Here is a 24340-nt window from a genome sequence, read left to right on the forward strand (position 1 = left end):
TAACAATGAGAGGCGAACCCCCCGTGCCCGACACCGACATGACGGTCACCGCCGACGACGGGATTCGGCTGGCCGGCACGCTGACGCTCCCGGACGGCCCCGGCCCGCACCCGGCCGTCCTGCTCCTGCACGGTTCCGGCCCGCTCGACCGGAACGGCGACACCCCCAAGCTGCCCGTGAACCTCGGCCGCCCGCTGGCCGCCGCCCTCGCGGCGCACGGCATCGCCACGCTGCGCACCGACCGCCGCGGCGCCGGCGCCACCCCCGGCGACTGGCGGACCACCGGCTTCACCGGCAACCGCCGGGACGCCGCGGCCGCGCTGCGCGCGCTGGCCGCGCACCCCGACGTCCGGCCCGGCGCCGTCGGCGTCGTCGGCCACAGCGAGGGGGCCCTGCACGCCATGGCCCTCGCCGCCCGCGACGACGTGGCCGCCGCGGTCCTGCTCGCCGGATACGCCCGGACGGGCGAGGACGCGCTCCGCTGGCAGGCCCGCTCCGTCCTGGAGAGCCTGCCCGCGCCCGTCCGGGCGCTGCGGCGGCCGCTGGGCGCCGCCGGCGAGCGGCTCCTCGCGCGCGTCAAGGCCACCCGGACGGACGCGGCGCGCGTCGCCGGGCTCCCGCTCAACGCCCGCTGGATGCGCGAGAACCTCGCCCACGACACCCGCGACGACCTCGCGGCCGTGCGGGCCCCGGTGCTGGCCGTCACCGGCGACAAGGACCTCCAGGTCGACCCGGCCGACCTGGACGTCATCCGGCGGCTCGTGCCCGGCGAGACCGAGGTCCACCGCGTCTCCTGCCTCACCCACGTCCTCCGCCGCGACGGCGGGCGCCCGTCCCTGCGCTCCTACCGCCGCCTCCTGCGCGATCCGGTCGACCCCGACCTGCTCGCGCTCGTCACCGGCTGGCTCGCCCGCCGGCTCGGCGCGGCCCCCGGGGCGCTGCCCGCCGAGAAGGCCGCCTCTTCCTGACCCCGCCCCCCCGCCCGCCCCACCCCAGAGGGAGTTCCCGCATGACCTCGTCGCACGCTCCAACGCACGCCAAGCCCGCCGCCACCGGCACGTTCCGGAGCGACCTCACCCTGTTCATGACGATCGCCTTCGCGATGAGCTGGGCCGCCTGGGCCGTCGCCATCGCCCTCGGCGACGCGGCCGCGGCGACCGCGTTCCACGGGCTCGGCGCGTTCGGGCCGCTCGTCGGCGCCCTGGTGATCCGGGTCCGCCGGCGGCGGCGCGGCGGACCCGTCCCGGCGCGGGCCGTCCGGTTCCGCGCGTCCGCCCTGCTCTGGTCCCCGGCGCTGCTCCTGCTGGCCTCCGCGACCGTCGTGGCGGGCGCGTTCCTGGCGCACGTGGCGGGCGGCCCGGCCCTCAGCCTGGACGCCGGCAGGGACATGATCGAGGCCACCCCCGGCGGGCCCGTCTCCTTCCTCGCCACCATGCTGCTCCTCGGCCCGCTGTCGGAGGAGCCCGGCTGGCGCGGCACCGCCTACCCGCGGATGCGCGCGACGATGAACCGCTACCAGGTCGCGGTGGTGCTGGGCGCCATCTGGGCCGTCTGGCACATGCCGCTGTTCTTCGTCCACGGCACCGTCCAGAACGAACTCGGCGCGGCCACCCCGGCCGGTGCGCTCTTCGCCTTCAGCTCCGTCCCGATGGCGATGCTCGTCTGCCACGCCTACGAGCGCGCAGGCGTCCTCGCCGCGGTCGCCACGCACTTCGCCGCCAACCTGACGATGGTGATGCTCGGCGTCGAGGAGCCCATCGTGCTGGCGATGATCACCGGCATCCAGGCGGTCGTCGCGGTGGCCCTGCTCGCGGCCGTCCGCGAGGGGCGCGCGCCCGGCGCGCCCGGCGGGGCCGCCGGGGCCGCCCCGGCCGGGGCCGCCCCGGCCGCCCGCCCGGAGAGCGCCCGCGTCGGCTGACCCGCCCGCGGCCGTCCGGTCAGGTGTGCTTCATCGAGATGACGGCCTCGCCGCCGCCGATCCCGCTCACCGCGAACGTGATGCCGTTGACGGCGTTGCTGGGGACCTCCGTCGTCGCGAACGTGGAGATGCTCCCGCCGCCGAGCACCGCGTCGAAGACCACCCGGTCGGCTCCGACCTTGACGGTGACGTGCTCGACGCCGTTGACGTCCATGGGGATCCGGTCGCCGTCGGACACCCGGACCTCGCACTTCCCGTCGGCGCAGGCGTCCAGGTCCGTCCCGTCGTCGGCCTTCGGCAGGGGCTTCGGCGGTGCGGACGTGGGCGGTGCGGACGTGGGCGGGGCCGACCGGGTCGGGGACGGGGCCGGAGCCGCCGTCGAGGGTTCCGTTCCGCCCGCGGCCGCCGGTTCCTCGGAGCCGCAGCCGGCGAGCAGGACGCACGCGGCCGCGACCGCCGGCACCAATCGAGTGATCGCCATCGTTCTCCCGTTCTCCTTTTCCGGGGACCGGGGCGATCGTGCCGCGGAGGCCCCGGGACCGGTCCCGGCGCCTCGGCGGTTCACCTGGGCGGCTCCAGTTCGAGCAGGTGCGACGGGACGAGGGCCGCGTGGACGAGCAGCACGACGATCAGGTTGTGGTTGAGCGCGTTGCCGATCGGCGGCGGAAGCTCCTCCTCGCGGAGCCCCGCGAAGTCCTTGCTGAGCCGCAGGCGCACCTTCTCCACGACATGCTGCGCCCGCCTGGCGTTCCACTTCCCGTCCGGACGGGCGAGGTTCAGCTCCGCCGCGACCTGCGCCCACGTGAGCGGCACCGGGTTCGGCTCCTGCGCGAGGTAGCGGCGCGCCAGGCACGCGAGGACGAGCCGTTCGGTGTCGTCCCGCAGCAGCGCGCCGTCCGGTTCGGCGGTGCCGAGCTCGTGCAGGTCCGGGGACCCGGCGCGGAGGCGTCCGGCGATGCGCGTCTCCAGCAGGTGCTCCCGCTCCGGGCCGATGACGAACAGCGGCGCGTACGCCGCCGGCAGTTCGGCCTCGTGCCCGCCGAGCACCAGCCGGTCGGGGAAGCGGATGGCGCGCTTGCCCGTGTTGTAGAGCATCCAGCGCGACCCGTCGTGGCGGATCAGCCCCTGCCGCCGGCTGACGTGCCGGTCGTCCGCCCCGACGCAGACGTGGACCTCGGGCTCGCACCGCCCGAAGACCACCGTGAACCCGGTGTCCGGCGCGACCCGCATCCCGCCGTTCGGCCCGCGGACGAACAGGGTGCCCGGGGCGGCCGGGGGAAGCTCGTACGCGAGACCCGGGCCGCCGGCGGGCAAGAAGTCGACCTTCGGCGTGAACGCCGCCAGCGTCATGGTGCCGTCCTCCCGTTCATCAGATGCTGCCTTCGGCGTGGCCCGTGCCCTGCCCGGCCGTGGCCCCCTGCGTGACCAGCCGTCCGTTCGCGTCGACCTTGTAGCGGATCACTCCGCTCCCGCCGTTCGTCACGTCCAGCTCCCACACCGTCCTCGGGACCGACGCCGGGATCGGCACCGACACCTCCCACGGCAGTTCGACGTTCTCCACGGTCCGCGAGTCGCCGTTCACCGAGTACGTCAGCGACTCGACCTCGCCGTCGCCGCTGACCAGGAACCGGATCTCCCCGACCGGCGCCGGGGGCGCGCTCGTCGCCGGGACGGCCGCGGACGGCGGGGCGGGCGCGGCGGCCGGCTCCGGCCCGCCGCCGCGGCCCTGGAACCACACGGCGGCGGAGACCGCCGCGACCACGGCCAGCGCGGCGGCGACCGCGGCGACCGCGACGCCGGCCCGCGCGGGACGGCCGCGCCCGCCGCCCGGCACCGTCGGGCGCTCCGCCGCCGCCCGCCGCCGCTCGATCTCCGCCGCGATCCCCGGCGGCCAGACCGCCGCGCCGGGCGCCGGCCCGGGCGCCGCGCCCGGGGACGTCCCGGCCGCGAGCCGCTCGGCGAGCCGCGCGGCGGTCGGGCGGCGGGACGGCTCGCGCTCCATGCAGTCGGCGATCAGCGCCCGCAGGTCCGCGTCGGCGACCCGGTCGAGCCGCGGCCGCTCCGACCGCAGCCGCAGCAGCTGCTCGTGCCACGTGCCCGCGCCGAACGGCTCCCGGCCGGTCGCCGCGTACAGCAGCGTCGCGCCGAACGTGAACACGTCGCTCGGCGGGCCGATCGGCTCCCCGGCGGCCTGCTCGGGCGACATGAAGCCGGGCGCGCCGAGCGGCGTCCCCGCGCTCGTGATCGTCGCGGCGTCCAGCGCGCGGGCGATCCCGAAGTCGATGACGCGCGGGCCGTCCGCCGCCAGCAGGACGTTCGCGGGCGTGAGGTCGCGGTGCACGATCCCGGCGCCGTGGATCTCGACCAGCGCCTCCGCGACGCCCGCCGCCAGCCGCCGGACCGCGTCCGGCGGCAGCGCCCCGCCCGAGCGGACGGCGTCCCGCAGCGGCACCGAGGGCAGGAACTCCGTCGCCAGCCAGGGCGGACGGGCGTCCGGAGCGGCGTCGACGACCGGCGCGGTGAACCCGCCGCCGACCGTCCCGGACAGCTCGGCCTCGCGCCGGAACCGCTCCCGGAACCGCGCGTCGGCGGCGAACTCCGGATGCACGATCTTGACCGCGACCGCCCGTCCGGCGGCGGACCGGCCCAGGTAGACGGTGCCCATGCCGCCCGAGCCGAGCCGCGCGACGAGCCGGTAGACGCGTCCCGAGGTCTCGACCGAGCGCGGGTCGCCGGGCTCAAGAGCCTGCACGTGATCCTCCGCGTGAGTCCGGCGGGGCGAGCGCCCGGACCCGCCGGTCCGAGGTCGCGACGCACACGACCCCGGCGACGCCCACCGGCACGCCGAGCCGCGCGGCCCGCTCCGCGGCCGCCTCCGCCCCGCGGGTCCAGCGGACGCGGCCGTCGGCCGCGTCCAACGCGTACAGTGTGCCGTCGCCGCACGCCGCGTACAAGATTCCGCCGTCGAGCGCCAGCGCCGTCGCCTGCGACCGCGGGTCGTTCGCCGCCCGCGCGACCCGCCGCGACCAGGCGCGCCGCCCGGTGGCCGCGTCGAGCGCGACGACCACGCCGTCCTCGCCCTCCACGAACACCTTCCCCGCACCGGCCCCGCTCGAGAAGGCGGTCATCGCCCGCCGCTTCCAGAGCGCCTTCCCGTCGGCGGCCCGCAGCGCGTGCAGCGTCCCGAGCCGGTCGGAGGCGAAGACCCGCTCCCGGTCGAAGCGCAGGTAGGCGCCGTAGTCCATCGGGTACCGCCACCGGATCCGCCCGGACGCCGGGTCCAGCGCGACCAGTTCGGTCTTCGACGCGGCCACGACGAGACCCGCCCCGGCGGCGAACCCCTCCGGGGTCGGCGCGCCGATCAGGCCGGACGTCCAGCCGCGGCGCCCGTCCTTCCTGCCCAGCGCGCCGACGCGCTCCCGCCGGTCCGCCCGCCGCGGCGAGACGCCGAAGCAGACGACGTCCGCGGCCACCGCCAGCGGGCCCGCGCTCTCGCCGACGTCGGCGTCGGACCGCAGGCCGTACGTCCACCGGGTCTCGCCGGACGCGGCCCCGACCGCCCGGAGCCGCCGGCCGCCGTCCTCCGCCAGGAACACGTCCGCGCCCGCCGCCGTGACCCCGGCGGCCCCGCGCTTCCACCGCACGCGGCCGGTGCGCGGGTCCAGCGCGCGGACGTCCTCCCCGACCCGCACCAGGAGCACGCCGCCGGCGCCGTGCAGCTCGACGTCCTCGTCGCCCTCGTACGACCGCTCCCACAGCCGGACGCCCTCCGGCGGCGGCTCCTCCGCGTCCGGCCCGGCCGTGCCGCCGTCCGCCTCGCCGCCGTCGGCCGTCCCGCCCGGCAGCGGCACGCTCGCCACCGCCGCGAGCGTCAGCACCCCGGCGCCGAGCCCCGCCACGACCGTCCGCCGCCCCGGGCGCCGCGGCGCGGGCTCCGCGCGGGCCACCACCGGGACGACCTCGGCGGTGCGGCGCTCCACCTCCGCCGCCACCGGCGCGGGCAGCCACCCGACGCCCTGCAGCGACGGTGCGTCCGGGCCCGGCCGTCCGAGCGCCTCCAGCAGGCCGGCCGCGGACGGACGCGCCGACGGCTCGGCCCGCAGGCACGCGGCGAGCAGGTCGCGCAGCCCGGGGTCGGCGACCGCGCCGAGGTCCGCCGCGCCGGTCAGCACCCGCAGGTGCCGGGCCCGCGCCGTCCCCGTCCCGAACGGCTCCACGCGCGTCGCCGCGTACGCGAGCGTCGCGCCGAGCGCGAACACGTCGCCGGGCGGCCCGACCCGCTCGCCCCGCACCTGCTCGGGGCCCATGTACCCGGCCGTGCCGATCGGCGCGCCGGCGCGGGTGATCGCGGTGGCGCCGTCCGGCCGCGCGATCCCGAAGTCGATCACGCGGGGGCCGCCCGCGGTCAGCAGCACGTTGCCCGGTTTCAGGTCCCGGTGGACGAGGCCGCCGCGGTGGATCGCGTCGAGGGCCTCGGCGAGCCCGGCGGCCAGCGCCCGCAGCGCGTCCGGCGGCAGCGGGCCGAACCCCGCGACCGCCTCCCGCAGCGACGGGCCCGGCAGGTACGCGGTCGCGAGCCAGGGCGTGGCGGCGTCCGGGTCGGCGTCCAGCACCGGCGCGGTGAAGGACCCCGCGACCGCGCGGGCCGCGTCGACCTCGCGCCGGAACCGGGCCCGGTACCGGTCCTCGCCGACGAACCGGCGGTGCACGACCTTCACCGCCACCGGCCGCCCGCTGCGCGCCCGCCCCAGGTAGACGACGCCCATGCCGCCCGCGCCGAGCCGCGCCACGACCCGGTACGGGCCGATCCGGCGCGGATCGTCCGGCTGCAGCGGCTCCACCGGGGCTGACCCTCCGTGAGACGGCGACTACGGCCCCGAAAGGCTAACGGCCCCCGGCTCCGCCCGCGCGGGCTTTTCCGGAGGCCGCCGCCCGGCGCGGCCGGCCGCCGGCCGCGCCGGGCGGGGGCGTCGGCACGGCACCGGAGGAGGAGGGGGTCAGGAGATCTCGTTGATCTCCTCGGGGCGCTGGCCCGTGACCAGGTACACGACGTTCTCGGCGACGTGGACGGCGTGGTCGGCGAAGCGCTCGAAGTAGCGGCCCGCAAGGGTGATGTCGACGGCCGGTTCGACGCCGTGCTTCCACTTGGGGGAGAGCAGCTTGTCGAACAGGCGGCGGTGCAGGCGGTCCATCTGGTCGTCGTCGGCGTCGAGTTCGAGGCCCATCTCGACGTCCTGGGAGGCGATCACGCTGCCCGCCTTGGCGATCATGCGTTCGGCGATCTGCCCCATCTCCAGGACGGTCGCCTGCAGTTCCGGCGGGACGGCCGGCTCCGGGTGGCGGCGGCGGGCGGTCTTGGCGATGTGGACGGCCAGGTCGCCCATCCGCTCGAGATCGCCGCTCATCCGCAGCGTGGTGATGAGCGTGCGCAGGTCCCCGGCGACCGGCTGCTGCCGGGCCATCAGGTCGAACACCGTCTGCTCGATCTCGGCGTCGATCTTGTTGACCTGGTCGTCGGCGCTGATGACCTCCTCTGACAGCCGCAGATCGGCGTCGAGGAGAGCGGTCACCGCGCGGGCCATCGCGGAGCGGACGAGCCGGGTCATCTCGACCAGCTTGTCGCTGAGGGCGTCGAGCTCCTCGTGGTAGGCGTCGCGCAATTCGGATCCTCAGGGAGAAAACGTCGGAGGGCTGGGGGAGTGGACGCACTCGCCCACGTCATAGCATGCCGGGCCGGTGTGAATACCTCCGTATAAGAAGGTGAACTTTCGGGGAACGACACCGCGTTGACCTGCACGTTGGGACTCCTTGGGGTCGAGGCCCGCTTACCATCCGAGGTGTGGAGGTCGAGATTGTCGCGAGCCTGGTCGGGCTTGCCGGGCTCGCCATCGGGCTCGCGACGGGATTGGCGGTGCGCGTGAGCGAGCGAGCCCAGCGGACGGCGGCCCCGGCGACGCCCGTGAGCGGCATGCCCCCGGGCATCGCGTCCGTCCTGAGCGTCCTGCGGTCGTCGGCCGTCGTCGTCGACGCCGAGGACCGGGTGCTGCGGGCCAGTTCCGCGGCCCGCGCGTTCGGCCTGGTCAGCGGTGACCGGCTCGTCGTCGACGAGCTGCTCGCCATGGCCCGGCTCGTCCGCCGCGACGGCGAGATCCGGGAGACCGAGATCCAGGTCGTCCCGTCCCGCATCCGCGCCCGCGCCGAGGGCCGCTGGTTCGCGGTCCGCGTCGCGCCCCTCGGGTCGCACGGCCTCGTCCTGGTCCTCGCCGAGGACCTCACCGACATGCGCCGCACCGAGGCGATCCGCCGCGACTTCGTCGCCAACGTCAGCCACGAGCTGAAGACGCCCGTCGGGGCGCTGTCGCTGCTCGCCGAGACCGTCGAGGGCGCCGCCGACGACCCCGAGGCCGTGCGCCGGTTCGCCGGGCGGATGCAGATCGAGTCCGTCCGGCTGAACAACCTGGTGCAGGACCTCATGACCCTCTCCCGGGTGCAGGGCGACGAACCGCTGCCCGACCTCGGACCCGTTCCCCTGGACGACGTCACCGCGGAGGCCATCGACCGCTGCCAGATCAAGGCGTCCAGCAAGGACATCGAGCTCGCCACCGGCGGCACCGGCGGGCTGCGGGTGCGCGGCGACGTCGAGCTGCTGACCACCGCGCTGCGGAACCTCATCGACAACGCCGTCGCCTACAGCCCCGAACGCACCCGCGTCGTCGTGTCGACCCGCCGCTGCGACGACCGGTTCGTCGAGATCAACGTGACCGACCAGGGGATCGGCATCCCCGATGCCGAGGTGGAGCGGATCTTCGAGCGGTTCTACCGGGTGGACCCGGCCCGCTCCCGCCAGACCGGCGGAACTGGCCTCGGTCTGGCCATCGTCAAGCACGTCACCAGCAAGCACGGCGGGGACGTTACGGTGTGGAGCAAGGAGGGGTCCGGGTCGACGTTCACGATCCGGCTTCCGCTGCTCGACCCGCCCGTCCCCGCCGCCCTGAACACCGCCCGGGAGGCAACACCGTGACCCGCGTTCTCGTCGTCGAAGACGAGGAGTCGTACAGCGACGCATTGGCGTACAACCTGCGCAAGGAGGGCTTCGAGGTGGCCGTGGCCGCCACGGGCCCGGACGCCCTGGACATCTTCGAGCGCAACGGTGCCGACCTCGTGCTGCTCGACCTGATGCTGCCCGGGCTGCCCGGCACCGAGGTCTGCCGGGAGCTGCGCACGAGGTCCAACGTCCCGGTGATCATGCTGACCGCCAAGGACAGCGAGGTCGACAAGGTCGTCGGGCTCGAGCTCGGCGCCGACGACTACGTCACCAAGCCGTACTCCCCGCGCGAGCTCATCGCCCGCATGCGCGCCGTCCTGCGCCGCCAGGGCGAGGACCCCGAGCCCGCCCCCGCGACGCTGGAGGCCGGCCCCGTCCGGATGGACGTCGAACGGCACGTCGTCAGCGTCGGCGGTGAGCCCGTCCAGCTCCCGCTGAAGGAGTTCGAGCTGCTGGAGGTCCTGCTCCGCAACGCGGGCCGCGTGCTCACCCGCATGCAGCTCATCGACCGGGTGTGGGGCGCGGACTACGTCGGCGACACCAAGACGCTGGACGTCCACATCAAGCGGCTCCGCGCCAAGATCGAGGAGACGCCCTCCACGCCCCGCTACATCGTCACCGTACGGGGCCTGGGCTACAAGTTCGAGCCCTGATCGGCGGCGCCCTCGTGCCGGTCGCGACCGGCGGGAGGGGCCGCGGACGAGCGTGACGAGGCCCGGACGGCGACCGGTTGTTCGCCGCCCGGGCCTTCGCGCGTCCGGGCCCGGGAAACGCGACGGCCGGGAAACACGTCGGCCGGGCACCCCTCGGGGTGCCCGGCCGTCCGCGTGCGCGTCGGTCAGTGGCCGCCTGCGGCCGGGGACTCCGTGGCGCCGGGCGTCGCCTCACCCGTCGGGCTCGCCTCGCCGGTCGGGGTCGCCTCGCCGGTCGGCGACGGCCCGGTGTTCGGGCGCGGGCTCGTCGTGCCGGGCGGCTGCGTCCCCTGCGGTGGGCTGGCCAGCGGGAACGTCGCGTAGTCCTGCTGGCGCGCGACGACCGGGATCTGCAGCTCGATCGCGCCGGCGTTCTTGAACTGGAGGCGGACCGGCACCGGCGTGCCGGCGACGAGCTGCTGCTTCAGGCCCTCCAGCACCACGAGCGGGTGCCCGGTGCCCGTCGGAGGCGGCGTCTGCGGCGGCTCGGCGGTGTTCTCCTGCGTCGGCGACGCCGTCGCCGAGGCGGTCGAGCCGGGGCCGGTCGTCTCGGGCGCGGGCGTCCCGGTGGGGGTCCCGCCGCCGGGCTGCTGCGTCGTCGGCCCCGGAGTGGGGGCGCCCTGGCCGAGCAGCCGCGTCACGCCGCCCTTGCCGTCCGGCAGCGCGCCCGGCACCGCCAGCGAGCCGCCCTCGATGCGCGCGCCCGAGAACATCGGCGAGCTGACCGAGACGAGCGTGTCGGCCTTGCCCTCGACCTGGTTGATCAGGGAGCCGTACAGCGCGAGCGGCGTGCCGGTGGGCACGGGCGGGCCGGCCTCGGGGGCGAGGAGGAACATGTTGCGGAGGGAGACCTGCGCGGCTCCGTCGGCGGGCAGCTGGGCGTTGATCCCCTCGCTGAGGCGCGTGGGCATGGCGCTCTGCGGGGTCATGCCGGCGCCGCAGCCGGAGATCACCGGCGCGATGGCGACGGCGCCCGCGACGGCGAGCGTGACCACTCGACGGCTGTTACGGATCACGGCGTCGGTCTCCTCGTGGATAAGGCGTTGAGATCTGAAGATCGGCGTGAGACACGCCAGAGGAAGCGTAGCGAGGCCCGCCCGCGAACTCCGCTTCGGGGTGCCGACACGCGGACATCGTCCCGGCGGAACGCCGGAGGCGACGGCCCGGACCGCCGCCCGGAGGGCGACCGTACCGCGCCGGGGCGGCGCCCGGGGCGTCAGCCCACCGTCAGGTCCTTGATCTTCTGGTCCAGATCCTTGCCCGCCCGCGGGTCCGGCACGACGTGGGAGACGATCCCGTCCGGCTTGACGAGCACCGCGGTGAGCGCGGTGCCGGGCTTCGGCGCGTACGCGGCGGCCAGCAGGCCCCGCCCGTCCTCCACGACCAGCGGCGCGCCCCGGTGCGCCGTGCCCGCGCACTTCTTGACGTCCTTCACCGGGACGGGCTCGCGGCCGCCCGCGGGGCGGGGGTCGGGGACGAGCCAGAAGTTGAGCTGCGGCGCCCCGGTCAGGCCGGCGAGCTCGGCGATCAGCGGCCCGCAGCGGAACCCGGGCGGGACGATGCCGATCACCCCCGGGCGCATCTCCCGCATCGGCTTGGCGGACCCGTCCGCGAGCGCGACGCTCCCCGCCGGCAGCAGGCCGCCGACGGTGCCGGGGCTCGCGGTCGGGTTCGGGGCGAGCCGCGCGGTCGTCGGACGCGGCGCGGGCTGCGGGCCGAACGCCGTCATCAGCGCCCCGCTGATCAGCGCGACCAGCAGCGCGCCCGCGATGATCGGGACGGCGACGCCGAAACGGGTGAGCGGGCCGGTGACCCGGCGGATCCGGGCCCGGCGCCGGCGGCGGCGCTCCTCGCGGTGGTAGGCGAGGACGTCGCGGTCGAGTTCGCGGGCGTCGTCGGGCACCACGATGTCGACGCGCGGAAGCCCGTAGTCGTCCGGGTCCGGGTCGCCGTGCGACCTCACGCCAGCATCACCATCCTCGATCCGCCGGTGACCGCCGTCCGTTCCCCAGAGAGAAAGGGGAATGTCCCGTTTGTGGCCCTTCCGGCGCTTCGTACCCGCGCTGCGCGGCAGGCTCACCTCCCAGTATGAGGTGCTTGCGGGTGAAGCGCCGAAGTCTTCTCCGGCCCGGGGTCTTGCCGTCCGGGCCGCCCTCCCGATAGTGGCCGCCGGGCCGCGGCGGCGTGACCGGACGATCGCGCCGCGTGGGCGGAACAACGGGCCGAAGCACCATCAACGAGCTTTGTCAATGGTCCAATATGGGGGTTGACCTGGGCATATGCCATCAAGGCCGGTGCGGCCTCGTCCGTTTCCGTGCTATCCTGGTTCTAGCGGAAGGGGTACTTGTCACATGACTTTCCAGGTCGGCGACACCGTCGTCTACCCCCACCACGGGGCTGCTCGGATCGAGGCCATCGAGACTCGCACCATCAAGGGTGAGGAAAAGACCTATCTGGTCTTGAAGGTCGACAAGGGCGACCTGACAGTACAGGTTCCGGTTGAGAACGTCGAGGACGTGGGTGTCCGCGACGTCGTCGGCCAGGAGGGTCTGGAGAAGGTGTTCGAGGTGCTGCGCGCACCCTACACCGAGGAGCCCACCAACTGGTCGCGCCGGTACAAGGCGAACCTTGAGAAGCTCGCGTCCGGCGACGTCAACAAGGTCGCGGAGGTCGTCCGCGACCTGTGGCGGCGCGACAAGGAGCGCGGCCTGTCGGCCGGCGAGAAGCGCATGCTCGCCAAGGCCCGGCAGATCCTGGTCAGCGAGCTCGCGCTCGCCGAGAAGACCAACGAGGACAAGGCCGAGGCGCTGCTCGACGAGGTCCTGGCCGGCTGAGTTGGGCGCACGGTTTCCCCGGGTGGGCGTCGGTGTCGACGTCCACCCGTTCTCGTCGGAGCCGCGCCCGCTGCGGGTCGCCGGGCTGGAATGGCCCGGCGAAGGCCACGGCCTGGCCGGGCACTCCGACGGCGACGTCGCCGCGCACGCCGCCTGCGACGCCCTCCTGTCGGCCTGCGCCCTCGGCGACCTCGGCGCCGTCTTCGGCACCGCCGACCCCCGCTGGTCCGGCGCGTCCGGCACGACCCTCCTGCGCGAGGTCGCCCGGCTCGTCGACGAAGCCGGATACGACATCGGCAACGTCGCGATCCAGGTCATCGGCAACCGCCCGAAGATCGGCAAGCGGCGCGACGAGGCCGCCAAGACGCTCGCCGAAGCCCTCGGCGGCGCCGACGTGTCGATCTCCGCGACCACCACCGACGGGCTCGGCCTCACCGGCCGCGGCGAGGGCCTCGCCGCCATCGCCAACGCCCTCGTCGTCCCGCGCTCATAGCCGCGCCGGCAGCACCGTCCCCGACACCTCGCCCAGCGAGATCGTCGCGCCGCCGGCGCCCGGCGCCCACGCCCGCACCGTCACCGTGTCGCCGTCCTCCAGGAACGTGCGCTCCATCCCGTCGAGCACCAGCGGCTCCCGGCCGTTCCAGCTCAACTCCAGCAGGCACCCACGGTGCTCCCGCTCCGGACCCGACACCGTCCCCGACGCGAACAGGTCGCCCGTCCGCAGCGGCGTCCCGTTCACCGTCGCGTGCGCGAGCTGCTGCGGCGACGTCCAGTACATCGCCGCGAACGGCGGCCGCGCCGCCACCCGCCCGTTGATCAGCACCTCCATGCGCAGGTCGAGCCCCCACGGCTCGTCGCACCGCAGGTAGTGCAGCGGCTCCGGGTCCTGCGGCGGCGGCTCCACCCGGGCCGCCTCCAGCGCCGCGACCGGCACCACCCACGGCGACACCGACGTCGCGAACGACTTGCTCAGGAACGGCCCCAGCGGCTGCGACTCCCACGCCTGCAGGTCCCGGGCGCTCCAGTCGTTCACCAGGACGAACCCGAACACGTGGTCGCGGAACGCCCACGTCGGCACGCCCCGGCCCGCGCCCGACGGCACCCCCGCCACGAACCCGACCTCCGCCTCGAAGTCGAGCCGCGCCGACGGCCCGAACCCCGGCTCGTCCTCGCCGCCCGCCCGACGCTGCCCGGACGGCCGCACGATCGGCGTCCCCGACGGGAACACCGTCCCCGCCCGCCCGTGGTACGCGACCGGCAGCCGCTTCCAGTTCGGCGCGAGCGCCTCCCGGTCCGGGCGGAACATCCGCCCCACGTTCGACGCGTGGTGCTCGGACGAGTAGAAGTCGACGTAGTCCGCGACCTCGAACGGCCGCAGCAGCACCACGTCCCGCACCGGCACCAGATGCGGCTCCACCCGCTCCCGGAGCCCCGCGTCCGTCAGCAGCTGGACGAGCCGGTCCCGGTTCGCCCGCCAGACCGGACGTCCCGCGGCCATGAACGCGTTCAGCGAGCCCGACGCGAACCACCGCCGCCCGTCGACCAGCCCGTCCGCCGCCAGCCCGGCGAGGTCCAAGACCCGGTCGCCGATCGCCACCCCCACGCGCGGCAGCTCCCGCGGCCGCGCGAACACCCCGTACGGCAGGTTCCCGATGCCGAACCCGCCGTCCGCGGCGCTCTCCACCCATGATTCGGTCGTCATGGAGTCAGGTGTTCCCCGTTGCCGCGCGTTCTGACCAGCCCGAGATCATCGAGCTCGCGCACCAGCCCCGCCACGTCCGGGACCGCGAACCCCGCGAACACCCGCCGCACCGCCCCGGCCGTCCCCCGGTCCAGCCCCCGGACCCCGTCCGCGAGCACCCCCGGAAGCGCCGCGTCGGGCGCCGCCGCGGCCGCCGCGAGCAGCACGACGCGGAGCAGCGGCCCCGGCGACGCCCCCGCGGCGGTGCAGGTGAACGGCAGGTCCCGCTCCCGGCAGGCCGGGACGAACGCCGCCGCGTCCGCCGCCCGGAACTCGACGCCGAGCGCCGCGCCCCGGGCCCGCGCGGCGGCGATCCGGTCGAGCGCCGCGAGCCGCCCGGGCCGGTGCCGGACGCCGATGAACGCGGGCACGTCCCCGGGCAGCCGCGCGATCGCCACGGCGGACGCCCGCGCCTGGTCGGCGCCCGGCGGCAGCACCACGTGCACCGACACCGGCCGCACCCGCGGCTCGCCGCGCGCCCCGTCCAGGGCGCCCGGCAGCGCGTCCGTCCCCGCGTCGGCGACCACCGCGAGGTCGAGCAGGTCCTCGGGCTCCAGATGGCACCGCAGCTCCCCGAACCGCGACACCGGGCACCGCAGCCGCCCCACCGGCGCCCGCCCCGCCCACGCCCGGTACGCGCGCAGCGCCTCGCCCGCCGGCACCCCGCACGCGTCGAGCGCGGCGTCGTCGACGAGCCGCTCGAACACCATGCCCGACCCCTACCCCGATCCCGCCCCCGAATGAGAGGACGGCCCGGCCTCGAAGGATCCGCCGGCATGCCGCGCGTGATGAGAGGTGCGCCGTCCTGGGGTCAGTCGGCGGGTGGGGTGGGGCCGCTGCGGAAGGTGGTGGACGGGGGCGGGTGCGGTTCCCAGCGGTCGTCGGGGTCCTCGCCGGCGTCGGGGTCTTCGGCGCGGTCGGCGGCGGGGGTGTCGGAGTCGTGGTCGTCGAGGTCGGGCACGACGATGTCGGGACGCGTCGTGCGTGCGGGCGTGCGCGGGTCGCGGGGCGGGCGGCCGGCGGCGCGCGCGACCTCGACGTCGGTCGGGAGCAGGGCCGGGACGGGACGGGGCAACTGCTCGGGCTCGTGCTCGGCGGCCGGTTCGTCCGTCCACGCCGGTTCGTAGCCCGGGGTCCGTTCGTGGCCGCGCGGCGGTTCGTCCGCCGGGAGGGGCTCATCCCCGGCCGGCTCGTCCTCGCGGGACGGGAGCGGCTCCGGCGCCGGCTCGTCCGCCCAGGTGCGGTCGTGCGGGGTGTGCGCGGGTTCGAGCGCGCGGACGGGCGGCGCGGGCTCGGCGGGGCGGGGGCGCGGGGGTTCGAGGGCGCGGTCGAGCACGGGTTCCGGTTCGACGAACGCCGGGTCCTGTTCGTCGAGCGGCAGTTCGTCCGGTGCGGGCACCCGGGGGCCGCCCATCCCCGGCAGGATGTCGAGGCCGGACGGGCGCGCGGCGTCGCCGGCCGGGACGTCCGGTGCGGTCGCGTCGTCCGGTTCGGCGGACGCCTCCAGCGCGGGCAGCACCTTGACGTGGCCGCGCTGGGTCTCGACGACCTCGGCGGTCTCGGCGCCCGGGCGGGCCACGCGGATCTGCTTGAACATCGTCAGCCACAGCCACACGGCGAGGACGAGGATGACGTGCGGGGCGACGGCGACGCCCGCGCGGACGGGGTCGCCGGGGAGGGCGTCGAGGCCCCACACGGCGTCCTGGACGGCGAGGGCGGCGAGCCCGGCGGCGAGCAGCAGCAGGAGGCCCCAGCGGAGCAGCCGCGTCCACCAGCGGGCGCCGCGGGTGACGACGAGCGACAGCAGCGTCACGGCGATCAGCGCGTCGGCCATCGCCGGGTAGACCGGCGCCCAGCGGTCGTCCACCCGCCCGGCGACGGCGAGGTCGCGCAGCGTGTCGTAGGTGAGCGCGAACGCGCCGGCGGCGAGCGCGGCGACGACGAGCCCGGCGGCCGCGGTGAGCAGCCGGCGCTGGGCCCGGCTGTAGCGGGGGCCGCCGGACCGGGCGGGGGCGGACGGGACGGGGTCGGTCGACATGGCTCTCGTTCCGGGGAGTGCGCCTGGAGGGTGATCTCCCTGTGAGATTAGCCAGCCGGGGCGCCGCCGACTGCCCACTTCACCGTGATCATCTCGCGCTGCGTACGTTATGGGTCCCGACGTACCGTATGGGGAAACGTTCATTGGGGAGGGGCGGTCCCGTGCAGCGTGCAACCGATCGCAGGCGCGGCGACTCCGCGCGCCCGCGGGTCCGGCACCGTCCGGCCGGGTAGCGCGGTGGCGGTCTCCGGGGGACGGCTGGGCGAGCCGGTCCGGACGTTCGACGCGCGTCCGGTCCGGCGGAACGCGCTGCTGCGGCTGGCGGCGTGCGTGCTCGCGACGGCGGCGGTGACGCCGCTCGCGGTGTGGGCGCTGGTCGCGGAGCGGTGGGGGCTCGGGTCGGCCGCGGCGCTGCTCGGCATGGCCTACGCGGCCGCGGCGGGCTGGATCGCCGGACGGGACGGCCTGTGGTCGGGCGTCCGCGTGGTCGCCCTGCACCCCGAGGGGATCTCCGTCGGCGCGCGCGACGGCACCGCCGAGTACGCGTGGGACGAGCTGGAGTCGGTGACGGTGTCCGGCGTCCAGTACGGCGCGCGCGTCCGCTGGCGGTTCGCGGTGGCCGCGGCGGACGGGCGCGTCCTGCGGTTCGGCGACCCGCTGCCGGACGTGCGGGAACTCGGGGAGGCGGTCGCCGGGGAGGTCGCGGACCGGACGGTCGCGCGGCACCTGGAGTCGGTCCGGGCGGGGGAGCGGGTCCGCGTCGGGCCGTTCGCCGTCGATCTGGACGGCGTCGAGAAGGACGGCGAGCGGCTGCCGTGGAAGGCCGTCCGGGACGTGTCGATCGACAACGGGCTCGTGTCGGTGTCGGCGCCGGGCGTGACGCTGGCCGCGCTGGCCGGGCAGGTGCCGGACGCGCTGGCCTTCGCCGCCCTGTGCGAGCGGGTCGGAGCCCTGCCGGAATCTTTCTGAAGATTTTCCCGGCGAGAATGTCGAGGGCCTCGCCGCGGCTCCGATCCTTCGGTGACGGCCGCCGAGCCGAGGCGGCGCGAACGAGGGAGAACGACCGTGAAGTACATGCTGCTGATCCATAACCGGCCCGGCTTCGTCGAGGAGCTGACCGAGGAGGAGCGCACCGCGCTGTTCGGCGAGGTCGACGCGCTCATGAAGGAGCTGGAGGAGTCGGGCGAGCTGGTCGGCGGGCAGGCGCTGGTCGACCCGTCGGAGACCCGGACGGTCCGGGGCGGGGCGTCCGCCGGGGCCCCGCCCGTCGTGACCGACGGGCCGTACCTGGAGGCGAAGGAGCACCTCGCCGGGTACATCACCGTCGACTGCGACACGGTCGACCGGGCCGTGGAGATCGCGTCCCGCTGGCCGGACGTCCGGTTCGGCGGGTACATGGAGGTCCGGGCGGTCATGGGCGAGTCCGGGACGGAGATGTGACGACCCCGGGGACGCCCGCGCCGGACGGGCGGGCCGTCGAGGAGCTGCTGCGCGCGCTGGCGCCGCAGGTCCTCGGCGCGCTCGTCCGGCGGCACGGCGCGGGCGCGTTCGACGCGTGCGAGGACGCCGTGCAGGAGGCGCTGCTCGCCGCCGCCGTCCAGTGGCCGGAGCAGGGCGTCCCCGAGCAGGCGCGCGGCTGGCTGGTGACCGTCGCGTCGCGGCGGCTCACCGACCAGTGGCGCAGCGAGCGGGCCCGCCGCGACCGCGAGGCGGCCGTCGCCCACGAGGCGCCCGCGCACGACGCGCCCGCCGACGCGGACCGGCCCGCCGACCGGGACGACGCGCTCACCCTGCTGTTCCTGTGCTGCCACCCGGCGCTGACACCGTCGTCGCAGGTCGCGCTGACCCTCCGCGCCGTCGGCGGGCTCACCACCGGGCAGATCGCGCAGGCGTTCCTCGTCCCCGAGGCGACGATGGCGCAGCGGATCAGCCGCGCCAAGCAGAAGATCAAGGCGGCGGGCGCCCGGTTCGCCCCGCCGCCGCCGGACGAGCGGGACGCGCGGCTGCGCGCCGTCCTGCACGTCCTGTACCTGGTCTTCAACGAGGGGTACACGGCGTCGAGCGGCCCGGACCTGCAGCGCGCGGACCTCACCGCCGAGGCGATCCGGCTGGCCCGCGAGCTGCACCGGCTGCTGCCGGACGACGGCGAGGCGGCCGGGCTGCTCGCGCTGCTGCTGCTCACCGACGCGCGCCGCGCCGCCCGCGGCGGCCCCGGCGGCACGCTCGTCCCGCTCACCGAGCAGGACCGGACGCGCTGGGACCGCGCGGCCATCGCCGAGGGGACCGCGCTGGTCACCGCCGCGCTGACCTGGTCGCCGCCCGGGCCGTACCAGCTGCAGGCCGCGATCGCCGCCGTGCACGCGGAGGCGGAGCACGCCGACGACACCGACTGGCGGCAGATCCTCGCGCTGTACCGCGTGCTGTCCCACGTGGCGCCGAACCCGATGGTCACCCTCAACGAGGCCGTGGCGCTGGCGATGGTGCACGGCCCCCGCGCGGGCCTCGACCTGCTCGCCGGGCTGGACGGCGACGACCGCGTCGCCGGGCACCACCGGCTCGCGGCCGTCCGCGCCCACCTGCTGGAGCGGGCCGGCGACATCGCCGCCGCCCGCGAGGAGTACCGGCGCGCCGCCCGCGCCACCACCAGCCTTCCCGAACAACGCTATCTGCGGGCCCGCATCGCCGGGCTCGCGCAAGACAAGAAGGACGACTGATGCGCACCGACACCCTGCGAGTCCCCGAAGCGACCCTGTACTACGAGGTCCGCGGCTCCGGCCCCGTCCTCGTCCTGGTGTGCGGCGGCATCTACGACGCCGAGGGCTACGCGGCCCTCGCCGATGCGCTCGCCGACCGCTACACCGTCGTCACCTACGACCGCCGCGGCAACTCCCGGAGCCCGCTGGACGACCCGTCCGTCCTGCAGAGCGTCGACGACCACGCCGCCGACGCGGGCCGGATCGCCGCCGCCGTCGCCGGCGGCGAGCCGGTGCACGTGTTCGGCAACAGCTCCGGCGCCGTGATCGCGCTGGAGTTCGCCCTCCGGCACCCCCGCCGGGCGGCGTCCGTCGTCGCCCACGAGCCGCCCTACCTGGGGCTCCTCCCGGACGACGAGGACTGGCCCGGCGTCCTGCGCGAGGTCGCGGCCGCGTTCCACGAGGGCGGCGTCGGCCCCGCGATGGGCCGCTTCGGCGCCGCGATGCAGGCCGGCGGCGAGGCTCCGGCGCAGGAGCGGGACGAGGGACCGGCGCCCGACCCCGAGACCATGGCCCGCTTCGCGGCCAACACCGCCGTGTTCGTCGGGGCCGAGATGCCCGTCGCGGGCACGATCGTGCGGGACTGCGCCGGCGGCACCGTGCAGGAAGGCTGGCTCAACCTCACCAGCGGGGCCTGGTCGGCGGGGCAGCCGCCCGAGCGCGCCGCCCGCGCCGCCGCCGGACGCCTCGGCGTCGAGCCCGCCGTCTGGCCCGGCGACCACGGCGGTTTCGGCCCGCACGCGGCCGCGTTCGCCGACCGGCTCCACGCGGTCTTCTCGGCGCACCCGCGCGGTTCGTCCCTGATCCAATAACCTGGGCCTGTGAGTCTGCGCCTTTACGACACCGGTACCCGTAGCGTCCGCACGTTCGAGCCCCTGGAAGAGGGCCGTGTGGGGATGTACGTGTGCGGTGCCACGCCGCAGGCCGCGCCCCACATCGGCCACCTCCGCTCCGGCGTCATCTACGACGTCCTGCTCCGCTGGCTGCGCGCGTCCGGCTACGACGTGACGTTCGCGCGGAACGTCACCGACGTCGACGACAAGATCATCGCCGTCGCCGCGGAGCGGGACGTCCCGTGGTTCGCGGTCGCCGAGGGCAACCAGCGCACGTTCAACCGCGGCTACGACCTGCTCGGCTGCCTCCCGCCCACCATCGAGCCGCGCGCCACCGGGCACGTCCCGGAGATGATCGTGCTGATCCGGCGGCTGATCGAGGCGGGGCACGCCTACCCCGCGGACGGCGACGTCTATTTCGACGTGAACTCGTGGGCCGAGCAGTACGGGCGGCTCTCCAACCAGCGGTTGGAGAACATGCGCTCCGCGGGCGACACGCCCAACGAGGACCTCAAGCGCGACCCCCGCGACTTCGCGCTCTGGAAGGGCGCGAAACCGGGCGAACCGTCCTGGGAGACGCCGTGGGGCGCCGGCCGTCCCGGCTGGCACCTCGAATGCTCCGCCATGGCGACCAAGTACCTCGGCGCCACGTTCGACATCCACGGCGGCGGCGTCGACCTGATCTTCCCGCACCACGAGAACGAGATCGCCCAGTCCCGGGCCGCCGGCGACGGCTTCGCCCGCTACTGGCTGCACAACGGGCTCCTCACCGTCGACGGCGAGAAGATGAGCAAGTCCGTCGGCAACGTCGTCCTGCTGACCGACCTGCTCGGCCGGGCGCGCCCCGTCGAGGTCCGCTACTACCTCGCCGCCGCGCACTACCGCTCCCTCATGGACTACACCGACGCCGCGCTCGCCGAGGCCGTCTCCGCCTACCAGCGGATCGAGGGCTTCGTCACCCGCGCCGCCGAGGTCGTCGGCGGCGGCGCGCCCGGCGCCCTGCCCGCCGCCTTCACCGCCGCGATGGACGACGACCTCGGCGTCCCGCAGGCCCTCGCCGTCCTGCACGACACCGTCCGCGAGGGCAACGGCGCGCTCGCGTCGTCCGACGACGACGCCGTCCGCGAGCACCTCGCGGCCGTCCGGGCGATGGCCGGCGTCCTCGGCCTCGACCCCCTCGCGGACGAGTGGGCGCGGACCGGCGGGGACGACCTGCGGCCCGTCGTCGACGCGCTCGTCGGCGTCGCGCTCGGGCAGCGGCAGGCGGCGCGCGCGCGGAAGGACTACGCGGCGGCCGACGCGATCCGCGACGGCCTCACCGCCGCCGGGATCGTCGTCGAGGACACCCCGCACGGCCCCCGCTGGGAGCTCAAGCGGGCCTGAGCCCTCGGCCGCCCCGGATAAACTGGGACGTTCGTTTCCGGCAACCACCACAAGGGGCAGGACCATGGCCAAGGGCAAGGGCAGGGGACCCACACCGAAGGCCGAGGACCGGCACTGGCACGGCAAGCGCCAGAAGGCCCGGGCCGTGAAGAACGCCAAGCGCACCGGCACGCCCACCGTCGGGCCCTCCGGCCGCAAGACCGCCGCGCCCGACCGCGCGCGTCCCGCCCGTCCGGCCGGCGCCCGCCGCGCCAACGGGGAGGTCCCCGAGCTGGTCACCGGGCGCAACCCCGTGGTGGAGGCGCTCCGCGCCGGCGTGCCCGGCACCGCCCTCTACGTCACCTCCGGCACCGACGAGCGCGTCCGCGAGTCGATCCAGCTCGCCGCCGACCGCAACATCCCGCTGCTCGAGACGGGCAAGAACGAGCTCGACCGGCTCACCGACGGCGCCGTCCACCAGGGCATCGCCCTCCAGGTGCGCCCCTACCGGTACGCGCACCCCGACGACCTCCTCAAGGGCGCGGCGCCGCTCATCGTCGCGGTCGACGGCATCACCGACCCCCGCAACCTCGGCGCGATCGTCCGCTCCGCGTCCGCGTTCGGCGCGTCCGGCGTGGTCGTCCCGGAGCGGCGCGCGGCGGGCGTCACCGCGGGCGCGTGGAAGACCTCCGCGGGCACCCTCGCGAACGTCCCCGTCGCCCAGGCCACGAACCTGACCCGCCAGCTCAAGGCGTACCAGAAGGCCGGCTGCTTCGTCGCCGGACTGGACGCGCGCGGCGGCGTCACCGTCGCCGACCTCGAGGTCGCGGCGGGCCCGTTCGTCCTCGTCGTCGGCTCCGAGGGCAAGGGCCTCGGCCGCCTCGTCGCCGACACCTGCGACATGCTCGTCACGATCCCGATGCCGGGCACCGCCGAGTCCCTCAACGCGGGCGTCGCCGCCGGGATCGCGCTCTACGAGGTCAGCCGCCGCCGATAAAAGTTCAACGTTAAGAGACTTGACGTTAAGTTCCGGCCGTGGTGTTATCTCAACATTGAGATTATCAATGAGGAGACATCATGGCCGCCGTCACCGCGCCCCGCGCGCTGAACACCCGCCCGGGCGTCCTCGGCCTCGCCGCCCTGGCCCCCGCCAGCTGGGGCACCACCTACGTCGTCACCACGACCCTGCTGCCCCCCGACCGCCCCCTGCTCGCCGGCGTCCTGCGCGCCCTCCCCGCCGGACTCGTCCTCCTCCTCGCCACCCGCCGCCTCCCCAAGGGCGCCTGGTGGTGGAAGAGCACCGTCCTCGGCATGCTCAACTTCGGCGCCTTCATGCCGCTGCTGTTCTTCGCCGCCTACCGCCTCCCCGGCGGCGTCGCCGCCACCATCGGCTCCGTCCAGCCCCTCGTCGTCGCCCTGCTCTCCCTCGGCGTCCTCGGCACCAGACCGTCCCGCGCGATCCTCGTCTCCGCCCTCGCCGGCACGGCGGGCGTCGCCCTGCTCACCCTCACCGGCGACGCCGCCCTCGACCCCCTCGGCATCCTCGCGATGCTCACCGCCACCAGCCTCATGGCGACCGCGATCGTCCTCGCCAAGAAGTGGGGCCGCCCCGAATCGCCCCTCGTCATGACCGGCTGGCAGCTCACCATCGGCGGCCTCGCCATCACGCCCCTCGCCCTCCTCATCGAAGGCCCGCCACCGCCGCTCACCGCCCCGAACATCATCGGCTTCCTCTACCTCGGCGCCTTCGGCACCGCCCTCGCCTACGCCCTCTGGTTCCGCGGCATCGACCGCCTCCCCCCGACCTCCGTCTCCCTCCTCGGCCTCACCAACCCCATGGTCGCGACCCTCGCCGGCCTGCTCGTCCTCGGCCAGACCCTCACCCCCTGGCAGCTCGTCGGCTTCACCATCGCCCTCGGCGCCCTCGTCGCCGGCCAGACCCTCGACCGGAAGTGACCCCCATGCGCATCGCCGTCCTCGGCGCCGCCGGCTCCGTCGGCTCCGCCACCGTCACCGAAGCCCTCGCCCGCGGCCACCGCGTCACCGCGGTCGTCCGCACCCCCCGCCCCCTCCCCGCGGGCGCCGAACCCCGCATCGGCGACGCCACTGACCCCGCGACCGTCGCGTCCCTCACCGACCACGACGTCGTCGTCAGCGCCACCCGCCCCCCGAACGGCGAAGAGGACGCGCTCCTGCACGCCACCGACACCCTCCTGTCGACCCTTGCAGGGACGAACGTCCGGTGCGTGATCATCGGGGGTGCCGCGACACTCCGGATCCCCGGCACCCCCCGAACCGTCCTGCAGTCGCCGCACGTCCACGACTCGTTCCGCGCCATCGCCGAAGCCTGCGCGGCCCAGCACTCCCGATGCCTCGCCGAAACCCGCACCGACTGGACGTACGTGAGCCCGCCCGCCGTCCTCACCCCGGGACCCCGCACCGGCCGCTACCGCCTCGGCGCCGACGAACTCGTCGTGGATTCCGCGGGCGACTCCACGATCTCCGTCGCCGATCTCGCGGTCGCCGTCCTGGACGAAGCCGAACACCCCGAGCACACGAGGACCCGATGGACGGTGGGCTACTAGGACACGGCCCTGATCGGCCGAACCTCGATGGGCAACCCCGTGACCTGCGCATACCGTGCGGCCCACCGCAACGCCGCGTCCTGCCCGTCGGCCTCGATCACCACGAAGCCCCCGACGCACTCGTCCGCCTCCGCGTACGGCCCGTCCCGCGCGACGCACTCGTCCCCCCGGATCCGCACCACCGTGCTCGCCCGCGGCTCCTCCAGCCCCGCCCCGAAGATCCAGTTCTCCGACAGCTCCAGATCGCGCCGCAGCTCCTTGAGCTCCGCCATGATCCGCTCCAGCTCGTCCGGCGGCGGTGCCTCACCCACGGGCTGGATGATGTTCAGCACGTAACGCTCCACGGTGCCCCCCTCGAAGCGGCCGACACCCCCACAGTCCCCGGCAAGCGCCCGTCCAACCCCGGATACCCGCGCGCACACCCCCGCCGCGTCGACTACCATGCGGGACGAGCCGCGCCGGCGTAGCTCAATTGGCAGAGCATCTGTCTTGTAAACAGAAGGTTAGGGGTTCAAGTCCCCTCGCCGGCTCCCAGGTCA

At 75.5% G+C, this 24340-nt stretch carries 25 protein-coding genes and 1 tRNA gene; 15 read left to right on the forward strand and 11 right to left on the reverse strand.

Going from position 1 to position 24340, the window contains the following annotated elements; all coding sequences use genetic code 11:
• Positions 1 to 5: 5 nt before the first annotated feature.
• Together H505_RS0129265 and H505_RS45070 are read left to right on the forward strand one after the other, a co-directional pair.
• Positions 6 to 968, forward strand: coding sequence for an alpha/beta hydrolase family protein (locus H505_RS0129265; RefSeq protein WP_211238581.1), 963 nt, complete (start codon positions 6 to 8; stop codon positions 966 to 968).
• A 41-nt stretch (positions 969 to 1009) separates the two neighbouring features.
• Positions 1010 to 1918, forward strand: coding sequence for a CPBP family intramembrane glutamic endopeptidase (locus H505_RS45070; protein WP_064743729.1), 909 nt, complete (start codon positions 1010 to 1012; stop codon positions 1916 to 1918).
• Between the two features lie 19 nt (positions 1919 to 1937).
• Here the strand turns inward: H505_RS45070 and H505_RS49360 are convergent, their stop codons facing one another.
• From H505_RS49360 to phoU, 5 genes are all read right to left on the reverse strand, one after another.
• Positions 1938 to 2399: a hypothetical protein gene (locus H505_RS49360; protein ID WP_157433169.1), complete on the reverse strand. Its 462-nt coding sequence runs from the start codon at positions 2397 to 2399 to the stop codon at positions 1938 to 1940.
• Positions 2400 to 2479: 80 nt separating this feature from the next.
• The gene (locus H505_RS0129280; RefSeq protein ID WP_051301299.1) at positions 2480 to 3268 is read right to left on the reverse strand and encodes an FHA domain-containing protein; all 789 of its coding nucleotides are present in this window, start codon (positions 3266 to 3268) and stop codon (positions 2480 to 2482) included.
• Positions 3269 to 3287: 19 nt separating this feature from the next.
• Entirely contained in the window at positions 3288 to 4670 is a 1383-nt protein-coding gene (locus tag H505_RS48180) for a serine/threonine-protein kinase (protein WP_051301300.1), read from the reverse strand.
• Positions 4657 to 6759: an outer membrane protein assembly factor BamB family protein gene (locus tag H505_RS0129290; protein WP_026404813.1), complete on the reverse strand. Its 2103-nt coding sequence runs from the start codon at positions 6757 to 6759 to the stop codon at positions 4657 to 4659. Before H505_RS0129290 ends, H505_RS48180 begins: the two co-directional genes overlap by 14 nt.
• 156 nt (positions 6760 to 6915) lie before the next feature.
• Complete coding sequence (gene phoU / locus H505_RS0129295; protein WP_026404814.1) at positions 6916 to 7578, reverse strand: phosphate signaling complex protein PhoU; 663 nt, start codon at positions 7576 to 7578, stop codon at positions 6916 to 6918.
• A gap of 179 nt (positions 7579 to 7757) precedes the next feature.
• Here phoU and H505_RS0129300 point away from each other — a divergent pair, with 179 nt between their 5' ends.
• A complete protein-coding gene (locus H505_RS0129300; RefSeq protein ID WP_026404815.1) occupies positions 7758 to 8939 on the forward strand; it encodes a sensor histidine kinase in 1182 nt (393 codons plus the stop codon).
• Positions 8936 to 9616, forward strand: a complete 681-nt coding sequence (locus tag H505_RS0129305; RefSeq protein ID WP_026404816.1) for a response regulator transcription factor — start codon at positions 8936 to 8938, stop codon at positions 9614 to 9616. Before H505_RS0129300 ends, H505_RS0129305 begins: the two co-directional genes overlap by 4 nt.
• Positions 9617 to 9801: 185 nt before the next feature.
• Here H505_RS0129305 and H505_RS0129310 read toward each other — a convergent pair whose 3' ends face one another.
• Both H505_RS0129310 and H505_RS0129315 read right to left on the reverse strand, forming a co-directional pair.
• Complete coding sequence (locus tag H505_RS0129310; RefSeq protein ID WP_157433170.1) at positions 9802 to 10671, reverse strand: hypothetical protein; 870 nt, start codon at positions 10669 to 10671, stop codon at positions 9802 to 9804.
• A gap of 200 nt (positions 10672 to 10871) precedes the next feature.
• Complete coding sequence (locus tag H505_RS0129315; protein ID WP_026404818.1) at positions 10872 to 11618, reverse strand: hypothetical protein; 747 nt, start codon at positions 11616 to 11618, stop codon at positions 10872 to 10874.
• A 388-nt stretch (positions 11619 to 12006) separates the two neighbouring features.
• On the opposite strand from H505_RS0129315, the gene H505_RS0129320 reads away from it, so the two are divergent.
• A complete protein-coding gene (locus H505_RS0129320; RefSeq protein WP_026404819.1) occupies positions 12007 to 12489 on the forward strand; it encodes a CarD family transcriptional regulator in 483 nt (160 codons plus the stop codon).
• Between the two features lie 22 nt (positions 12490 to 12511).
• Positions 12512 to 12982 carry a 2-C-methyl-D-erythritol 2,4-cyclodiphosphate synthase gene (gene ispF, locus H505_RS0129325; protein ID WP_026404820.1) on the forward strand — a complete coding sequence of 157 codons (471 nt, stop codon included), beginning with the start codon at positions 12512 to 12514 and terminating at the stop codon, positions 12980 to 12982.
• On the opposite strand, the gene fahA is transcribed toward ispF, so the two are convergent.
• The 3 genes from fahA to H505_RS0129340 all read right to left on the reverse strand — a co-directional run bounded on the left by fahA (position 12977) and on the right by H505_RS0129340 (position 16268).
• Positions 12977 to 14191 carry a fumarylacetoacetase gene (fahA, locus tag H505_RS0129330; RefSeq protein WP_026404821.1) on the reverse strand — a complete coding sequence of 405 codons (1215 nt, stop codon included), beginning with the start codon at positions 14189 to 14191 and terminating at the stop codon, positions 12977 to 12979. The genes ispF and fahA overlap by 6 nt on opposite strands.
• On the reverse strand, positions 14188 to 14940 hold the full coding sequence (locus tag H505_RS0129335; RefSeq protein ID WP_026404822.1) for a hypothetical protein: 753 nt from the start codon (positions 14938 to 14940) through the stop codon (positions 14188 to 14190). The genes fahA and H505_RS0129335 overlap by 4 nt, the downstream gene beginning before the upstream one ends.
• Before the next feature lie 101 nt (positions 14941 to 15041).
• Positions 15042 to 16268 carry a DUF2637 domain-containing protein gene (locus tag H505_RS0129340; RefSeq protein ID WP_026404823.1) on the reverse strand — a complete coding sequence of 409 codons (1227 nt, stop codon included), beginning with the start codon at positions 16266 to 16268 and terminating at the stop codon, positions 15042 to 15044.
• Positions 16269 to 16505: 237 nt separating this feature from the next.
• Here H505_RS0129340 and H505_RS0129345 point away from each other — a divergent pair, with 237 nt between their 5' ends.
• The 8 genes from H505_RS0129345 (at position 16506) to H505_RS0129380 (ending at position 23801) form a co-directional block, all read left to right on the forward strand.
• Entirely contained in the window at positions 16506 to 17237 is a 732-nt protein-coding gene (locus tag H505_RS0129345; protein WP_026404824.1) for a DUF6585 family protein, read from the forward strand.
• 105 nt (positions 17238 to 17342) lie between these two features.
• Positions 17343 to 17708: a YciI family protein gene (locus H505_RS0129350; protein ID WP_199748182.1), complete on the forward strand. Its 366-nt coding sequence runs from the start codon at positions 17343 to 17345 to the stop codon at positions 17706 to 17708.
• Positions 17705 to 18982, forward strand: a complete 1278-nt coding sequence (locus H505_RS0129355) for an RNA polymerase sigma factor (protein WP_051301301.1) — start codon at positions 17705 to 17707, stop codon at positions 18980 to 18982. The genes H505_RS0129350 and H505_RS0129355 overlap by 4 nt, the downstream gene beginning before the upstream one ends.
• Positions 18982 to 19833: an alpha/beta fold hydrolase gene (locus H505_RS45085; RefSeq protein WP_051301302.1), complete on the forward strand. Its 852-nt coding sequence runs from the start codon at positions 18982 to 18984 to the stop codon at positions 19831 to 19833. Before H505_RS0129355 ends, H505_RS45085 begins: the two co-directional genes overlap by 1 nt.
• 9 nt (positions 19834 to 19842) lie before the next feature.
• Positions 19843 to 21237, forward strand: coding sequence for a cysteine--tRNA ligase (gene cysS / locus H505_RS0129365; RefSeq protein WP_026404827.1), 1395 nt, complete (start codon positions 19843 to 19845; stop codon positions 21235 to 21237).
• 64 nt (positions 21238 to 21301) lie between these two features.
• Complete coding sequence (gene rlmB / locus H505_RS0129370) at positions 21302 to 22213, forward strand: 23S rRNA (guanosine(2251)-2'-O)-methyltransferase RlmB (RefSeq protein ID WP_026404828.1); 912 nt, start codon at positions 21302 to 21304, stop codon at positions 22211 to 22213.
• Positions 22214 to 22293: 80 nt separating this feature from the next.
• Positions 22294 to 23172, forward strand: coding sequence for an EamA family transporter (locus H505_RS0129375; RefSeq protein ID WP_051301303.1), 879 nt, complete (start codon positions 22294 to 22296; stop codon positions 23170 to 23172).
• A gap of 5 nt (positions 23173 to 23177) precedes the next feature.
• Complete coding sequence (locus H505_RS0129380; RefSeq protein WP_026404830.1) at positions 23178 to 23801, forward strand: NAD(P)-dependent oxidoreductase; 624 nt, start codon at positions 23178 to 23180, stop codon at positions 23799 to 23801.
• Here the strand turns inward: H505_RS0129380 and H505_RS0129385 are convergent.
• Complete coding sequence (locus H505_RS0129385) at positions 23798 to 24145, reverse strand: YciI family protein (protein ID WP_026404831.1); 348 nt, start codon at positions 24143 to 24145, stop codon at positions 23798 to 23800. The two genes, H505_RS0129380 and H505_RS0129385, sit on opposite strands and share 4 nt — an antisense overlap.
• 113 nt (positions 24146 to 24258) lie before the next feature.
• Between H505_RS0129385 and H505_RS0129390 the strand changes: the two genes are divergently transcribed.
• Positions 24259 to 24331, forward strand: a tRNA-Thr gene (locus H505_RS0129390).
• Positions 24332 to 24340 lie beyond the last annotated feature (9 nt).

The organism is Actinomadura rifamycini DSM 43936 (assembly GCF_000425065.1).
In the GTDB taxonomy this organism is placed as follows: domain Bacteria; phylum Actinomycetota; class Actinomycetes; order Streptosporangiales; family Streptosporangiaceae; genus Spirillospora; species Spirillospora rifamycini.

Bases quoted from the DNA above. Each gene is read 5' to 3' on its own strand.
- H505_RS0129265 (WP_211238581.1), top strand. From the start codon at position 6: ATGAGAGGCGAACCCCCCGTGCCCGACACCGACATGACGGTCACCGCC.
- H505_RS45070 (WP_064743729.1), top strand. From the start codon at position 1,010: ATGACCTCGTCGCACGCTCCAACGCACGCCAAGCCCGCCGCCACCGGC.
- H505_RS49360 (WP_157433169.1), bottom strand. From the start codon at position 2,399: ATGGCGATCACTCGATTGGTGCCGGCGGTCGCGGCCGCGTGCGTCCTG.
- H505_RS0129280 (WP_051301299.1), bottom strand. From the start codon at position 3,268: ATGACGCTGGCGGCGTTCACGCCGAAGGTCGACTTCTTGCCCGCCGGC.
- H505_RS0129320 (WP_026404819.1), top strand. From the start codon at position 12,007: ATGACTTTCCAGGTCGGCGACACCGTCGTCTACCCCCACCACGGGGCT.
- fahA (WP_026404821.1), bottom strand. From the start codon at position 14,191: ATGACGACCGAATCATGGGTGGAGAGCGCCGCGGACGGCGGGTTCGGC.
- H505_RS0129335 (WP_026404822.1), bottom strand. From the start codon at position 14,940: ATGGTGTTCGAGCGGCTCGTCGACGACGCCGCGCTCGACGCGTGCGGG.
- H505_RS0129340 (WP_026404823.1), bottom strand. From the start codon at position 16,268: ATGTCGACCGACCCCGTCCCGTCCGCCCCCGCCCGGTCCGGCGGCCCC.
- H505_RS0129350 (WP_199748182.1), top strand. From the start codon at position 17,343: ATGCTGCTGATCCATAACCGGCCCGGCTTCGTCGAGGAGCTGACCGAG.
- H505_RS45085 (WP_051301302.1), top strand. From the start codon at position 18,982: ATGCGCACCGACACCCTGCGAGTCCCCGAAGCGACCCTGTACTACGAG.
- rlmB (WP_026404828.1), top strand. From the start codon at position 21,302: ATGGCCAAGGGCAAGGGCAGGGGACCCACACCGAAGGCCGAGGACCGG.
- H505_RS0129375 (WP_051301303.1), top strand. From the start codon at position 22,294: ATGGCCGCCGTCACCGCGCCCCGCGCGCTGAACACCCGCCCGGGCGTC.
- H505_RS0129380 (WP_026404830.1), top strand. From the start codon at position 23,178: ATGCGCATCGCCGTCCTCGGCGCCGCCGGCTCCGTCGGCTCCGCCACC.